12 protein-coding genes are annotated in these 13,593 nt (G+C 64.6%); 1 reads left to right on the top strand and 11 read right to left on the bottom strand.

Annotated elements, in window-relative coordinates; translation table 11 throughout:
• Positions 1 to 388 precede the first annotated feature (388 nt).
• Positions 389 to 1,165: an exodeoxyribonuclease III gene (locus AC07OC_RS00060; protein WP_218341552.1), complete on the top strand. Its 777-nt coding sequence runs from the start codon at positions 389 to 391 to the stop codon at positions 1,163 to 1,165.
• Positions 1,166 to 1,382: 217 nt separating this feature from the next.
• Here the strand turns inward: AC07OC_RS00060 and AC07OC_RS00055 are convergent, their stop codons facing one another.
• From AC07OC_RS00055 to AC07OC_RS00005, 11 genes are all read right to left on the bottom strand, one after another.
• A complete protein-coding gene (locus tag AC07OC_RS00055) occupies positions 1,383 to 2,321 on the bottom strand; it encodes a ferritin-like domain-containing protein (RefSeq protein WP_218341551.1) in 939 nt (312 codons plus the stop codon).
• A gap of 230 nt (positions 2,322 to 2,551) precedes the next feature.
• On the bottom strand, positions 2,552 to 4,201 hold the full coding sequence (gene ntrC, locus AC07OC_RS00050) for a nitrogen regulation protein NR(I) (RefSeq protein ID WP_218341550.1): 1,650 nt from the start codon (positions 4,199 to 4,201) through the stop codon (positions 2,552 to 2,554).
• A 51-nt stretch (positions 4,202 to 4,252) separates the two neighbouring features.
• Positions 4,253 to 5,275, bottom strand: a complete 1,023-nt coding sequence (gene glnL, locus AC07OC_RS00045; protein WP_218297761.1) for a nitrogen regulation protein NR(II) — start codon at positions 5,273 to 5,275, stop codon at positions 4,253 to 4,255.
• A gap of 98 nt (positions 5,276 to 5,373) precedes the next feature.
• Positions 5,374 to 5,880: a hypothetical protein gene (locus AC07OC_RS00040; RefSeq protein WP_218297750.1), complete on the bottom strand. Its 507-nt coding sequence runs from the start codon at positions 5,878 to 5,880 to the stop codon at positions 5,374 to 5,376.
• Positions 5,881 to 6,082: 202 nt separating this feature from the next.
• Positions 6,083 to 7,498 carry a type I glutamate--ammonia ligase gene (gene glnA / locus AC07OC_RS00035; RefSeq protein ID WP_218297751.1) on the bottom strand — a complete coding sequence of 472 codons (1,416 nt, stop codon included), beginning with the start codon at positions 7,496 to 7,498 and terminating at the stop codon, positions 6,083 to 6,085.
• Positions 7,499 to 7,671: 173 nt separating this feature from the next.
• Positions 7,672 to 8,493: a competence/damage-inducible protein A gene (locus tag AC07OC_RS00030; protein WP_218341549.1), complete on the bottom strand. Its 822-nt coding sequence runs from the start codon at positions 8,491 to 8,493 to the stop codon at positions 7,672 to 7,674.
• Positions 8,490 to 9,446 carry an EI24 domain-containing protein gene (locus tag AC07OC_RS00025; RefSeq protein ID WP_218341548.1) on the bottom strand — a complete coding sequence of 319 codons (957 nt, stop codon included), beginning with the start codon at positions 9,444 to 9,446 and terminating at the stop codon, positions 8,490 to 8,492. The genes AC07OC_RS00030 and AC07OC_RS00025 overlap by 4 nt, the downstream gene beginning before the upstream one ends.
• Positions 9,447 to 9,484: 38 nt before the next feature.
• Positions 9,485 to 10,498 carry a sterol desaturase family protein gene (locus AC07OC_RS00020; protein WP_218341547.1) on the bottom strand — a complete coding sequence of 338 codons (1,014 nt, stop codon included), beginning with the start codon at positions 10,496 to 10,498 and terminating at the stop codon, positions 9,485 to 9,487.
• Positions 10,499 to 10,584: 86 nt separating this feature from the next.
• Positions 10,585 to 11,448, bottom strand: a complete 864-nt coding sequence (locus AC07OC_RS00015; protein WP_218341546.1) for a polysaccharide deacetylase family protein — start codon at positions 11,446 to 11,448, stop codon at positions 10,585 to 10,587.
• Entirely contained in the window at positions 11,421 to 12,404 is a 984-nt protein-coding gene (locus AC07OC_RS00010; protein ID WP_218341545.1) for a YncE family protein, read from the bottom strand. Before AC07OC_RS00010 ends, AC07OC_RS00015 begins: the two co-directional genes overlap by 28 nt.
• A 266-nt stretch (positions 12,405 to 12,670) precedes the next feature.
• Positions 12,671 to 13,423, bottom strand: a complete 753-nt coding sequence (locus tag AC07OC_RS00005; protein ID WP_218341544.1) for a 16S rRNA pseudouridine(516) synthase — start codon at positions 13,421 to 13,423, stop codon at positions 12,671 to 12,673.
• Positions 13,424 to 13,593 lie beyond the last annotated feature (170 nt).

Here is a 13,593-nt window from a genome sequence, read left to right as displayed (position 1 = left end):
GCGTGGAGGCAGGGGTCAACGCAGGCTGCAAGCCAGGCACCACCGCAGGAGTGTTCACCCCCTGGGCACCTGCAGCCGCGGCCCCCATGGCCAGAACGCAAGCCAGCGCTTGCTGGTGAATGGATGGCATGGAGTTCTCCATCGGGAACAGATTTCCAGTGTCTGCGGAACGGCGGCCGCGAAGCGTCGGACAAATACCCGTGGTCCCGGGGGATGGGGCGCTTCGTGCCGCAGTGCCATGTCGGACACGCAATGCACAGCCTGATGCCACAAGAAAGCAATGATGGGTACGATGCGCGCTGCGAGCCTTCGCCCACGGCCGCCACCGCTGCAGCTGCTGGCAGTCAGTGCGGAGCCCTTGTTTTTATTCACTATTACTGTTCAAAAAATGCAAATAGCCACCTGGAACGTGAATTCCCTGTCGGTGCGCCTGCCCCAGGTGCTGGCCTGGCTGGAGGCCAATCCGGTGGATGCCCTGTGCCTGCAGGAACTCAAGCTGACCGACGACAAATTCCCGCACGACGCGCTGAAGGAGGCCGGTTACGAAGCGGTGACCTTCGGCCAGAAGACCTACAACGGCGTGGCCATCCTGAGCCGGCATCCCCTGCGGGACGTGGTGCGCAACATCCCGGGCCACACGGACGAACAGGCCCGCGTCATCGCCGCCACGGTGGACACCCCCTCCGGCGCGTTGCGGCTGGTCAACTGTTATTTCGTCAATGGACAGGCCCCCGGTACGGAAAAGTTTGCGTACAAGATGCTGTGGCTTACGGCGCTGCACCGTTGGCTGCGCGAGGAGTTGCGGGCCCACCCGCGGCTGGCGCTGCTGGGCGACTTCAACGTCGCGCCGGAAGACCGCGACTCATTCGACCCGGTGGGCCTGAAGGACACGATCCACCACACGGTGGAAGAGCGCCAGCACTTCCAGGATTTGGTTGCGCTCGGCCTGACCGATACCTTCCGCATGTTCGAGCAACCTGAAAAAACCTATTCGTGGTGGGACTACCGCATGCTCGGCTTCCAGAAGAACCGGGGCCTGCGCATCGACCACATCCTGGTGAGCGAGGCCCTGCGCCCGACGGTGACGGCGTGCGTGGTGGACCGCGCTCCGCGCAAGAACCCCCAGCCCAGCGACCATGCACCGGTGGTGCTCACGATGGCGTGACGTGTTGGCAAGGCGGCTGCGCTGCTGCCGGCGCGCCCGCAGCAATTCCACCGGCCAGGGCGCACGCCGGGCAGGCCACAACACAAAGGCTGCAAGGATTTCTCCTTGCAGCCTTTGCTGGTTCATGCAGGGCAGAAGACGCGCCATGGGCCCGCTGGGGGCCCTTGCATGCACCACGGGCCGGAGCCCGGGGTGCAGGCGGTCCGATCAGATCCGATCAGGTGTTCGAGTACGAATCGCGCAGGCCACGCACTTCATCATGGTTGCGCTGCGCCCCTTGGGACTGGCGTTCCACCAGGGCCCGTACATCAGCGGGCAATGCCGACTTCAAGGCCTTGCGGTAGCGCGCCACGGCAGCGTCCTCGCCGCGCTCGCACTCTTGCAGCACCGCCTTGTCATCGTTGATGGACAGCGCCGACTTGACCGACACCCAGCCCCGGTGCAAAGCCCCGGCCACGGTACCGCCCGAGGCCGGCTCGCCACCCAGGCGGCGGACTTCGCTTTCCAGCTCGGTGGCGGCGGCGGCGCATTCCCGCGCATGGCGCTGGAACACCCCCTTGAGTTGCGCCGAATTGGCGCGCTCGGCACAGGCGGTGAAACCATACTCCCCGTCGCGCGCCGATTCCAGCAGATCGTTGAGAACGTCCACCGTGTCTTCGTTGTCCGCCACGTCCAGCGGAAGCTCGTTGTTGATGCGGGCGCCGGATACGCGGTCCCACGCGGCGCGGGCGGCAGGACGGGCATCCGTCCAGGCCAGGCCGTCCGAATGGCGGGCACGCCAGTCGTCCGCCAGGCGGGGTTCGACGGCCTCAAAGTCGCCTTCGTAGCGGTCTACGGAAGACCAGCCCAGTTCGTAGGCAGGGCGGTATTGGTCGTACGTGCGGCCACCCACGTAGTAGGGCTCGCGGTGGTAGCGTTCGCGCCAGTAGGCGTCTTCATCCGTGGGGTTGACCGCCTCGGCGGCAGCCTTGCCAGCCAGGCCGCCGGCCACGGCGCCCGCCACACCGCCAATGGCTGCCCCCACGGGGCCGCCAAAGGCACCCGCAGCCGCCCCAGCGGCCGCCCCACCCATCGCGGCCCCCACGCCGGTGCCGACGGGATGGGCGCCCGGCTCGTTGGTCAAGGGGTCACGGTTGGCATCGTTGAAATCCGACATAGAAGCTCTCCGGTTGGTTGACAGTGAGTTCATTGTTGGATTCACCCCCGCCGCCCCGGGTCGGTCCATGGAGTGCTTGCGTGTAGGACACCGACCAGCACGCCGCGCCCTCGCCACAGGCTGGGGCGATGCGAACCGTCCGGCGCCTTTCTGCAAGAGGCGCAGCCACACCAATACGCTATATTTTTAATAGCATACAGCGCTTGAAAATAAAGCGCTGCAGGCCAATTTCACCCTTCATCTGGCGCATCCAGGCCCAGCTCCTGGATCTTGCGCGTGATGGTGTTGCGGCCAATGCCCAGGCGCTGGGCGGCCTCCATGCGGCGGCCATGCGTGGCGGCGAGCGCGGTGCGGATGAGCCGTGACTCGAATCGCCGCGTCAGGGCATCCCACACCTCGGGCTGGCCACCCGCGAGCAGTTTCTGCGCCTCGGTCTCCAGCGCCTGTTCCCAGCCGTGGCCGACAGGGGCCGCAACCGGCGCCGCGGACACCTCCGGAACCACCGGCCAGGCGGCCGCCCCGGGGGCCACGCTGACTGGCGCAATGGCCGGGGCCATGGGCGGGTGCAGTCCACCAACGCGCTCAGCCGGCACAGCGGCCACGGGGCCCGCATGCGGGAGAGGAGGCGCACCGGCGGAAGGCTGCAGCTGCTGCGCGGCAGGCTCGGTGGTGGCGCCTGCACGCGGCACGGGTTGATGGACGGGGGCTTCCAGCACTTCGGGCGGCAGGTCCTGCAGGGAAATGACCTGGGCAGGTGCCATCACAGTGAGCCAGTGGCAGATGTTCTCCAGCTGCCGCACATTGCCCGGAAAGGCAAACTGCTCGAGCCGCGCGAGGGCCGAATCTGCAATGCGCTTGGGCTCCACCCCCAGCTGCCGCGCGCTTTGCTGCAGGAAGTGGCGCGTGAGCACGGGCACATCCTCATGCCGCTCGCGCAGCGCAGGAAGGCGAAGGCGGATGACGTTGAGGCGGTGGAAAAGGTCCTCGCGGAAACCGCCTTCCTTCACGCGCTTTTCCAGATCCTGGTGGGTCGCGGCAATCACGCGCACGTGGGCCTTCACGGCCGCATGGCCACCGACGCGGTAGAACTGGCCGTCCGACAGCACGCGCAACAGGCGCGTCTGCAGGTCGAAGGGCATGTCGCCGATTTCGTCGAGGAACAGGGTGCCGCCCTCGGCCTGCTCGAAGCGGCCGCGCCGCTGCGTCTGCGCGCCCGTGAAGGCGCCGCGCTCGTGGCCGAAGAGCTCGGACTCGAGCAGATCCTTGGGGATGGCGGCGGTATTGATGGCCACGAAGGGCCCGTCGGCGACCGGCGAATGCTTGTGCAGCGCGCGCGCCACCAGCTCCTTGCCCGAACCCGATTCGCCCGTGATGAGCACGGTGACCTGGCTCTGGGAGAGGCGGCCGATGGCGCGGAACACGTCCTGCATCGCGGGCGCCTGCCCGAGCATCTCGGGCGTCTCGGCCTGGCGCTCTTCCGTCACCTCTTCGCGCTGGCTTTCCTCCACCGCCCGGCGGATCAGCTCCACCGCCTTGGGCAGGTCGAAGGGCTTGGGCAGGTACTCGAAGGCGCCGCGCTGGAAGGCGGATACGGCACTGTCCAGGTCGGAGTACGCCGTCATGATGATGACGGGCAGCCCAGGCTGCAGTTCGCGCACCTTTTCCAGCAACTGCAGGCCCGAGCCGCCGGGCATGCGGATGTCGCTCACCAGGACCTGGGGCCCTTGGCGCGCGGGGTCGCCAGCGGTGATGTCGGCCAGCGCATCGAGCACCTCGCGCGGGTGCGTGAAGCTGCGCGTGGGCAGGTTTTCGCGCGCCAGCGCCTTTTCCAGGACGAAGCGGATCGAGGGGTCGTCATCTACTATCCAGATCGGCTTCATATGTTTTTCTTACCTTCCCTGTGGTTGCGTGTCAGGGACCATCGTGCGCTTTCAAGGCAAGGGAATCAGGATGCGGAAGTCGGTGCGACCCGGCACGCTGTCGCATTCGATCAACCCATGATGGCGCTGCACGAAGGTTTGCGCCAACGTGAGCCCCAGCCCTGACCCGCCATCCCGACCCGACACCAGAGGGTAAAAAATACGCTCCTTGATCGTGTCGGGCACGCCCGGTCCGTTATCGATGACATGCAATTCCAGTGCCAGCCGGTAGCGCTGGCGACCAAACGTTACTTGTCGGGCCACACGGGTGCGCAGGGTGATGACGGCGTCGCCGGCCGCGATGCGGTCGGTCAGCGCCTGGGCCGCGTTCTGCACAATGTTCAACAGCGCCTGGATGAGCTGGGCGCGGTCGCCGCGGAATTCGGGGATCGACGTGTCGTAGTCGCGCTGCACGCGCAACCCCTGCGGGTACTCCACCAGCACCAGCGAGCGCACGCGCTCGCACACTTCGTGGATGTTCACGTCGCCCACCAGGTGCGGGTGGCGGTGTGGCGCGAGCAGCCGGTCCACCAGGCTTTGCAGGCGGTCGGCCTCGTGGATGATGACCTGGGTGTACTCGGTGAGCTCGCGGCTCTCGAGCTCCATCTCCAGCAGCTGGGCGGCACCACGGATGCCGCCCAGGGGGTTCTTGATCTCGTGGGCCAGGTTGCGGATGAGCTCCTTGTTGGCCTGGGCCTGGTCGAGCAGGCGCTCCTCGCGGTCCTGCCGCGCCTGCTGCTCCAGCGGCCACAGCTCGACGAGGATCTCGCCCACCTGCTCGGCGTCGGCAACGTTCACATGCACGGGCACCGGGTCCTGGTGCAGGCGCTTGAGGCTCGCCTCATACCGCAAGGCGGCAAAGTCCTTGCCCCGGGCACCTGCCAGCGCGGTCTGCAGCAACGCGGGGTCGGTGAAAAAGGTGGAGAAGTCCACGCCTTCCAGGGTGCGGCGCGACAGGCCGAGCGTGTTTTCCAGTGCCGCATTGGCAAATTGCACGGCGCCATCGGCGCGCAGCACGGCCACCAGGGTGGACATCAGGTCCAGCGAATGGAATCGCCCTGTGTCGGTGGCTGGGGTGTCGGGAAAGGGCGAAGAGCTCACACGCGTGCCATGCAAGAAAAAAGGAAGGTGACTTAGTTGGCGGGCGGCAGGCGTGCGATCTCGCGCTTGATGCCGGCAATGTCGCTTTCGCTGCGGGCCACGTTGGCCTTGAGCTCCGCCGTGCGTTCCATGTAGCGCTGGGGGTTGCGCAAATCGAGGGCATTGCGCTCTGGCGCGCCGCCGTTGTATTCCTTCACCAGCTCGGCATGGCGGGCCTCGGCCTTGCGCAGTTCGGATTCGAGAATGGCCCGCGCATCGGCATCGCGCGCTTTCTGGTCGTTGCTGTTGGCCCGGGGTGCATTCGAAGGTGCCGCCGTTGCCGCAGGCGTGCCGCCGCCCGAGGGCGCCGGGGCCGCCGACGCCGGCCGGGTGCCCTGCACGACGGTGACATTGCCGCCTTCCACCAGCTTGCATCCCCGCTCCTTGGCCTGGGCGGCGTTGTTGGTGTATTCGTTGCCACAGCGGTAGATGCGGTCTTGCGCCCACGCGGCCGGTGCCGTCGCGGCGATGAGTAACAGGGTGATGAGCGTTTTCTTCATTCGGTTTCCTCGCACTGCCATGCAGGGGTCAGGGGAGTATCCACCAATCACCATGCATCGCCAATCCAACACCAGCAGGCCCTCGCAGGGCTTTGTACATGGATGCAACGGCCCCGGGATTGGTTTCACCAGCCTCCCCGGCCCCATGAAAAAAGGCGGCCAAGGCCGCCTTTTTGGTGCGCAACAGCCTGCAGGGAGGCGATTACAGCGAGTAGTACATGTCGTACTCGACAGGGTGAGGCGCCATGCGGAAACGCGTGACTTCGCCCATCTTGAGCTCGATGTACGCGTCGAGCATGGAGTCGGTAAAGACGCCGCCCTTGGTAAGGAAACCACGGTCCTTGTCCAGATACTCCAGGGCCTGGTCCAGGCTGTGGCAAACGGTGGGCACCAGCTTGTCTTCTTCGGGTGGCAGATGGTACAGGTCCTTCGTGGCGGCTTCGCCCGGATGGATCTTGTTTTCCACGCCGTCCAGGCCGGCCATCATCAGGGCCGAGAAGGCCAGGTAAGGGTTGGCCGATGGATCGGGGAAGCGCGCTTCGATGCGGCGGCCCTTGGGGTTGGCGACGTAAGGAATGCGGATCGAGGCCGAGCGGTTGCGGGCCGAGTAGGCCAGCTTCACAGGGGCCTCGAAGCCGGGCACCAGGCGCTTGTACGAGTTCGTGCCGGGGTTGGTGATGGCGTTCAGGGCACGTGCGTGCTTGATGATGCCGCCGATGTAGTACAGCGCGAAGTCCGACAGGCCGGCATAGCCGTCGCCCGCGAACAGGTTCTTGCCGTCCTTCCAGATGGACTGGTGCACGTGCATGCCGGAGCCGTTGTCGCCAGCGTAGGGCTTGGGCATGAAGGTAGCCGTCTTGCCGTAGGCGTTGGCCACGTTCCAGACCACGTACTTCAGGACCTGGGTCCAGTCAGCGCGCTCGACCAGCGTGCTGAAGCGCGTGCCGATTTCGTTCTGGCCAGCGCCCGCCACTTCGTGGTGGAACACTTCGACCGGGATGCCCAGGGATTCGAGGATCAAGGACATTTCGGCGCGCATGTCCTGCGTGCTGTCGACAGGAGGCACGGGGAAGTAGCCGCCCTTGACGGTGGGACGGTGGCCGCGGTTGCCGCCTTCGAGCTTGGCGCCCGAGTTCCAGGGGGCTTCGTACTCTTCGATCTCGAACATGACCTTGCCGGGTTCGTTGGACCAGCGCACGCCGTCGAAGATGAAGAATTCTGGCTCGGGGCCGAAGAAGGCCGTGTCGCCCAGGCCGGAGGCCTTCAGGTAGGCTTCAGCGCGCTTGGCGATGGAGCGTGGGTCGCGGTCGTAGGCCTTGCCGTCACCGGGTTCGATCACGTCGCACTGCAGGAACAGCGTGGTTTCTTCGAAGAAGGGGTCGATGTTGGCGGTGCTGGGGTCGGGCATGAGCTGCATGTCCGAGGCTTCAATGCCCTTCCAGCCAGCCACGGACGAACCGTCGAATGCGTGGCCGGACGTGAACTTGTCTTCATCGAAGTGGGACACCGGCACGGTCACGTGCTGTTCCTTGCCCCGGGTATCGGTAAAACGGAAGTCAACGAACTTGACTTCGTTCTCCTTCACCATCTTCATCACGTCTGCAACGGTCTTGGCCATCAGGTTCTCCTGGGTAAAGCGCTTGTTGAAAAAAGAATTTGTGGAAATAAAAGCAGTTTGCGTGCCAGCTGGGTGCAGCCGCCGCACTATGAAGGAGCACTACGGACTGCAGGCCGATAGGACATTTGCGAGATTGCACCAATAAGGTGCACAACAACGATCAACACCAAGCATCACAAATTGCGCACCAATTCAGGGCCACACTCCGCACCAAAACTGTGCAATCCCGTCTTGAGATCCTGCCAGGCGGCCGGGACCAAGGGAGCAGGACCTTTGACGCCCAGTTCGATGTGCCGCCCGTATTGTGGATGATCCACGCTGGGTAAGCTGAACACCCGGATCTCGGGGTGCGATTTTTCTATGCGCTCCATGAGAGGTGTCAATGCTGCCTCCATGGCGCCATAGACCACCACCGACTGCTCGACCTGGGGAGCACGGTTGAACAGGTCTGCATAGTGGTGGTCGAACACCCATTCGATCATGGGCCAGGCCATGACCGGGAATCCGGGCACGAAATGGACGGCACCGCCGCCAACGCCCTCGCAGCTGAAGCCGGGAATCTTGTTGTAGGGATTGGGGATGATGCGGGCGCCTGCGGGAAAGACGCCCATGTTGAGCCGGTGCACATTGTCCGGCCGCTCGGCTTCGTATGGCACACCTTGCTCCCGCGCAACGTCCTGCATGCGTTCGCGGATCAACGCCTCGGCCTCGGCATGCAGAGCCAGCTCACGGCCCAGGGCGCTTGCCGCGCATTGGCGGGTGTGGTCATCGGGCGTCGCACCGATGCCTCCGCAGGAGAAGACCACATCGCCCGAGGCAAAGGCCCGCCGCAGTGTCGCGGTGATGCGGTCCGGGCTGTCCCCGACGTAGTCCGCATACGACAGCGACAGGCCGCGAGCCGAGAGCAGTTCGATGACTTTGGGCATGTGCTTGTCCGCGCGCTTGCCCGACAGGATTTCATCGCCCACGATGATCAGGCCGAAAGAGGGAGTCATGGGGAAGGGGTTCCGTGGGTGGGAGATGGCGTCGGAGGCGCTGCGAGTGCCGCCGGGGCTGCAGCAGCAGGAGGCGGCTCGGCACTGGCGTCCGGTCCGCGCGCCAGCTCCTTCGCCGGCGCAAGGATCGGGGGCGCCTCAGCGGCCACCGGCCCCGCAGCCTCTTGCCGCAGGCGTGCCAACGCGGCCAGGCAGTAGTGCGCGAACCACAGCGATGAAAATGCGAAAACGAGGGTGTAGATCCAGATCGCCAACGGCACCAGGATGAAAAAGGCCGCTGCAAACACCACCCCCGAGGCCCATACGATGCTGGGCGCAGCGCCGAGGTAGCCCGTCAGGATGCCAATGCCCAGCAGGCTGCTGCGGTGGCGGCGAAAAATAGCCTGCCGCTCCTCCTTGCTGGCATGGTCGGCCAAGGCATCGAAAGCCATCACCCGGTAAGTAAGCCACCCCCAGATCAAGGGCGGCAGGATGAGCACCAGCGGCGGCACCAGCCACAGGGGCACCGACACCACCAGGGCGATCAATGCCAGCAACGTGGAACTGACCGACCACACCACGCTGGCGATGAAGGAGCCGCCCTTCTTGCGCTCCAGGGCCGGAAAGCGCCGGTCGGCCACCAGCGCCACCAGTGCAGGCGTCATGAGCACCGCCACCACCAGCAGGGAAACCACCACCAGCGCGGGAGCCACCGCCAGGATCACCATCAGTGGCGCCACCACCGAAGTGACATCTCCCAACCCCCAGCCCTGCAGCCAGCTCCAGAAGCTGGCCAGGAGGGCGGATGCGTCCAGCAGTGCGCGCATTCCCCGCACGGCGCCGTCCCAGTAGAAGTACCCCAAGCCCAGCGCCAGCGCCACCATTAGCACGAGCGGCAGCACGGACAGGGCAATCACACGCGGGCGCAGGCAGTAGGCAGCAGCGCGCCAGAAAGAATCAAACAGAAGTCCCATGCCGGCAAGCATACCGTCTTGGCCGTCCGCAGGGGCTTTCAAGCCTTGCCGAGCAGCCGCAGCAAGCCACGCCATTGCTGCGACCAGAAACCCTTTCCGTAGTCCCGTACCTGCCCGGTCGGCCCCGCTTCCACCTGGTCGCGCACGCCCGTCGGATCGAAGCGCAGCTCGAAATTGGCGGTGCGCATCAGAATGTCCCACCAGGGCAGCAGCACTCCGAAGTTGTGGCCGCCCAGGACGGTGCGATACCTTGCGCGCCCCGCGCTCGCCCCCTCACCCGGCAGCGGCTTGATGGTTTCATGGCCGATCCCAATGCTGTGGTGCAGTCGGTGAAAGCGCGGGCTCACCCACAGCCGCTCGCCCCAGCGGCCAAACCACAGACGCACGTTGGCATGCTGAAAGCTCTCGCTGAGCTGCGTGATGGCGACGATGGCGATGAACTGCCCCGGCGCGACCCCGATGAGTTGCGCCACCACCACGAGAATCGTGTCGCGCAGCAGGTCATCGAGCAGGTGGTTGCGGTTGTCGCTCCACATGGTCATCTGGCGCTGCGCATGGTGCAGGGAATGAAGGCGCCACCACCATTCAAAATGGTGCTGCCCCCGGTGAATCCAGTAGTCCACGAAATCGAACACCACCAGATACAGCAACAGGCTGACCCAGGGTACATCGGTGATACCGGGCCAGAGGCCATCGAGCTGGAATGTGCTGATGCCCGCCACTCGCAAGGCGCCGAAGAACGAATCCGCCAGCGGGTCCACCGCCAGGAACAGGCCCAGCCGGAACAGGCCCAGCCGGTGAATCAGCGTGTAGAGAATGTCCGTGCGGATCGTCGCCCGGTCGGTCACGGCCTCCACAGGCCGCCAGCGCTGCAGCGGGCCAATCACCGCGGCGATCACCACGAGCTGCAAAAGACCCACCAGTATCCAGCCCGCGGCCTCGTAGCCGCTTTCAAGCTGGTTCCCCAGTCCCATGGCGAACATCGCTGGCTGCAACAGGCTTTCAAAAAGCCATTGCTGAGCCGCATCAAACCCGTTGCCTAGCCACCCCATCGCGTCACGCTCCCTCCGTACCGCCGGCCCCGCCTGCGCTCAGGCGGCGGCCGTGCACAACCCAAACAATCCCCGCCGCCATGATCTCAGCGCCCCTTCCCGGGTGCATAGTCAGGATGCTCGCGCAATGTGCGAAAGCAAAACCCCCGCTCCTTGAGGCCCACGATCAGCGGCTCCAGCACCGCCGGCGCCCACGGGTCCTTGCGCGACCAGATGCCCAGGTGGGCCAGCAGGATGTCGCCACTGCGCACCTCGCGCAAGGCTTTGTGCAAGAGCGCGGCGTTGCTGGCCTTCTCACTGGGCAATTCGTCTCCCAGGAACCCCGCCGGGGACCACCCCACATGCGTGAAGCCGCATGCGCGCGCACTGGCGAGCAGCCGTGGCGATGTCTTGCCCCCCGGCGCGCGAAACAGAGGCAGGGGAGTCTTGCCCGTCAGCACCTGCAACCGGTCCGCGGCCCGGGCGATCTCTTCGCAATACCCGGCGGCCGTCAGCACGAAATCCTGCCCCTCTCGAGGCCCTGCCGAGGGACGCACGCGGAACGAAGGGTTTTCTACCGTGCCAAGGTCGGCGCGCCAGTACGTGTGGTCCCAGGTGTGCGAGGCAAACTCATGCCCTTCTGCCGCGCGTGCGCGCCACCACGAAGCCCAGTGGGCGCCCAGGCTGCCATCGCCTTCCTGGGTCCGCTCATTGGCGGCAAAGAACGTCACGCGCACCTGCTGGCGCGCCAGAACCTCCGCGACCAGGGGCGCCACGGCCATGTGGCCCGTGTCAAAGGTGAGGTAAACAGGAGTTTTACAGTCGTTTTGGGCATTGGCGCCTGATATGCATGCGCCAAGTGCTGTAAAAAATATAGCACTCCTGATCCCGCGGGCAAGCTGCCCCCAACCCCGGGAAAGCCGGCTACGGCCAGCCCCGCCGTTCAGCGCGGCGCGTGCTGCAGCGTCCATACGCCATGGGGAGACTTGCCCACCGTGACCTGCCGCACGACCTTCTTCGTTTCAGTATCCACCACGGACAGCTTGCGCGCCCAGCGGGAACTGACATAGATGAAACGGCCATCGGCGGATACCTCCATGCAGTCGGGCCCCCCAGGAACAGGGTAGGACTCGACCACCTGCTGGGTCGTCATGTCGATCTTGCTGATCGAGTTGGCCACGCGGTTGCTGACATACAGATGCCGTCCGTCTCCCGCCGCGCGGAAAGCGTGCGCCCCATTGCCCGTCTTGATTTTCTTGATGCTCACGGGTTCGCGTCCGGAAACGTCGAACACCTCCACGCTGTCACTGCCAGTCAGGCCCACGAACACGCGCTTGTCGTCTGCGCTGCCGTAGACATCTGCAGGCATGGCTCCTGTTTTGATGCGCCACTTGATCGTCTGCGTCGCGATGTCGATGGCCACCAGCTCGTCGCTGTCCTGCATCGTGGAGTACACCGTGGTACTTCGGCTGTCGATCCACAAATGGCTTGGGGTGCGGGATGTGGCCACGCGCTGGACGAGAGTCAGTTCCTTGCCATCCCAGCGATAGAAGTCCACGTGGTTGAGCCGGTTGGCCGCCGTGATGAACCACTTCATGTCCGGTGTAAAGCGCAAGTGGTAAGGGTCCACGATGCCGCGGACGGTGCGCTGGACCTGTGCGGTGCGCGGATCCAGGAACGTCAGCGTGTCACCCAGCGCATTCGCCACGATGATCGACTTCTCGTCGGGGGTGAGATAGAGATGGTGAGGCTCCTTGCCCGTGGGAATGCGGACGGTCTCGGTCCAGGTCGCAGGGTCAATGACGCTGACGTTGGCTTCCAGGGAATTGAGCACGAACAAAGGAGGCGCTCCAGCCAGCACGCCCCCCATCGACATCCAGAGCCCACCCAGCGCAAGGTATGCGCGTGCAATCGAAAAAATCTTCACACAACCACTTTCAACACAGCATTCGAGTGTAGCGCCGCCCATGCGGATACCCCGAACAGGAACACGTAACATCCTTGATGTAGAACGGCCTTGGATCAAGAAATCAGGCTTCGAAGGGCCCGGGCCCGGCATCGCGAGGGCCCGGATTCAGGTGCATCCAGCCACGAGTACCCCTCAACCAGTAGCACCAGATTGGAATATTCTCCAAGCAGCCAAGCACCGAATACACGCGAGGGTGCTGCTGTGCGCTCCCCTCCTCTTACCTCTCAATTGGATTGAGCAAGCAAATCCAGTTCGTCGTGGCTGAGCCATTTCCACGCACCGGGGGCCAGATCGGATGGCAACTCCATCGCACCGATGCGCGACCGATGCAGCCCCTCCACGCGATTGCCAACAGCAGCGAGCATGCGCTTGACCTGGTGGTATTTTCCTTCTGTCAGCGTGAGGTCCAGCCGATGGCTCTCCACTTGCTCGCAGGCCGCTGCCCTCACCGGTTTCGGATCGTCGTCGAGCACCACGCCTGCAAGCAGCTTTGCGATCTGTCCGCCATCCACGGGGTGCTTCGTGGTGACTTGGTACACCTTGGCCACATGTTTCTTGGGCGAACTCATCCGGTGAATGAACTGTCCATCATCGCTCAGCAACAGCAATCCTGTGGTGTCCTGGTCCAGCCGGCCCACAGCCTGCACCCCTTGAACCGCACTTTTCGTAGGCCGCTGGCGCAAAGGGGGCGGCAGCAAGGTATAGATGCTCGGGTAAGTCGAAGGCTTTTGAGAGCATTCGGTGCCTGCGGGCTTGTGCAGCAACACATACGCTTTAGCGTGGTAGGGCCAATCGACGCCCTGAACGCGCAGTATCAACCCTTCCGGCTCCAGCTCGGCTGCCGCGTCGGTGCACGGCTCGTAACCCTGGGTGCCGGACGACGATTCGCGCACCGATACCCAGCCCTGCTGTACCAACCCCGCGCAGACACGGCGGGTGCCAAAGCCTTGGGAATACAGAATATCTTGCAGCTGCATAACGCGGAGAAATAGAAGCTAGTTGAATGTAAACGTGCTTGCGTGCGGCCCAAAGCAAAACGCCCTTCTACTCAGCAGAGCAGAAGGGCGGTTTGGGCTGTAAGAGCCTGACGATGACCTACTTTCACACGGGAACCCGCACTATCATCGGCGCAAAGTCGTTTCACTGT

This window comes from Acidovorax sp. GW821-FHT10E04 (assembly GCF_059415185.1).
The sequence above is the reverse complement of the archived record's forward strand: the minus strand, read 5'-3'. Positions and strand labels throughout refer to the sequence as shown.

Coding starts and splice junctions, on each gene's coding strand:
- AC07OC_RS00060 (WP_218341552.1), top strand. CDS start 389: ATGCAAATAGCCACCTGGAACGTGAATTCCCTGTCGGTGCGCCTGCCC.
- AC07OC_RS00055 (WP_218341551.1), bottom strand. CDS start 2,321: ATGTCGGATTTCAACGATGCCAACCGTGACCCCTTGACCAACGAGCCG.
- ntrC (WP_218341550.1), bottom strand. CDS start 4,201: ATGAAGCCGATCTGGATAGTAGATGACGACCCCTCGATCCGCTTCGTC.
- glnL (WP_218297761.1), bottom strand. CDS start 5,275: ATGTCCACCCTGGTGGCCGTGCTGCGCGCCGATGGCGCCGTGCAATTT.
- AC07OC_RS00040 (WP_218297750.1), bottom strand. CDS start 5,880: ATGAAGAAAACGCTCATCACCCTGTTACTCATCGCCGCGACGGCACCG.
- glnA (WP_218297751.1), bottom strand. CDS start 7,498: ATGGCCAAGACCGTTGCAGACGTGATGAAGATGGTGAAGGAGAACGAA.
- AC07OC_RS00030 (WP_218341549.1), bottom strand. CDS start 8,493: ATGACTCCCTCTTTCGGCCTGATCATCGTGGGCGATGAAATCCTGTCG.
- AC07OC_RS00025 (WP_218341548.1), bottom strand. CDS start 9,446: ATGGGACTTCTGTTTGATTCTTTCTGGCGCGCTGCTGCCTACTGCCTG.
- AC07OC_RS00020 (WP_218341547.1), bottom strand. CDS start 10,498: ATGGGGTGGCTAGGCAACGGGTTTGATGCGGCTCAGCAATGGCTTTTT.
- AC07OC_RS00015 (WP_218341546.1), bottom strand. CDS start 11,448: ATGGACGCTGCAGCACGCGCCGCGCTGAACGGCGGGGCTGGCCGTAGC.
- AC07OC_RS00005 (WP_218341544.1), bottom strand. CDS start 13,423: ATGCAGCTGCAAGATATTCTGTATTCCCAAGGCTTTGGCACCCGCCGT.